The organism is Microtetraspora sp. AC03309, assembly GCF_020826795.1.
Classification (GTDB): Bacteria; Actinomycetota; Actinomycetes; order Streptosporangiales; family Streptosporangiaceae; genus Microtetraspora; species Microtetraspora glauca.
This window is the reverse complement of the sequence record NZ_JADDIL010000389.1, coordinates 1-577: the sequence shown is the minus strand read 5'-3', so window position 1 is coordinate 577 and position 577 is coordinate 1. Positions and strand designations below refer to the sequence as shown.

Here is a 577-nt window from a genome sequence, read left to right as displayed (position 1 = left end):
ACCGAAAGGTTCGTCGGCCAGCAGCAGTGCAGGATTGCGCACCAGTGAGCGTGCCAGCGCCACCCGTTGTTGCTCGCCGCCGGACAGTTCGTACGGCCAGGCCTGCTCGCGCCCGGCCAGGCCGACGTCGGCGAGAACGGTGGCCGCCCGCTGCCTGACGTCGCGGCCCGACAGGCCGAGCGCGACGTTGTCCAGCACCCGCGACCAGGGCAGCAGGCGGGAATCCTGGAACACCACCGAGACATCTCGGGCAACGAACAGGTCGCCCGCCCCGGCCACGCCGTGGTCCAGCCCGGCCAGTGCCCGCAACAGCGTGCTCTTCCCGGAGCCACTGCGTCCCAGCAGCGCCACGAACTCGCCCTTGCGGATGGTGAGGTCCACTGCATCGAGAATCGTTGTGCCGCCGAATGATCGGCTCAGTCGTCGGACGACGGCAACTTCGTCGGTCAGGTTCCCAGCGCGCGCCGCCACGACAAGGCTCTCCTCTCGATGGCCCGGACCACGTAGTCGCCGGTGAGCCCGAACACCGCGTACACCAACAGGCCGACCACCACGACGTCGAGTTGCCCGTACAACC

1 protein-coding gene is annotated in these 577 nt (G+C 69.0%); it reads right to left on the bottom strand.

Annotated features, from left to right (window positions below; all coding sequences use genetic code 11):
- On the bottom strand, positions 1-471 hold a 471-nt coding region (locus IMZ11_RS43480; protein ID WP_228649536.1), incomplete at its 3' end, for an ATP-binding cassette domain-containing protein.
- Positions 472-577: the final 106 nt, after the last annotated feature.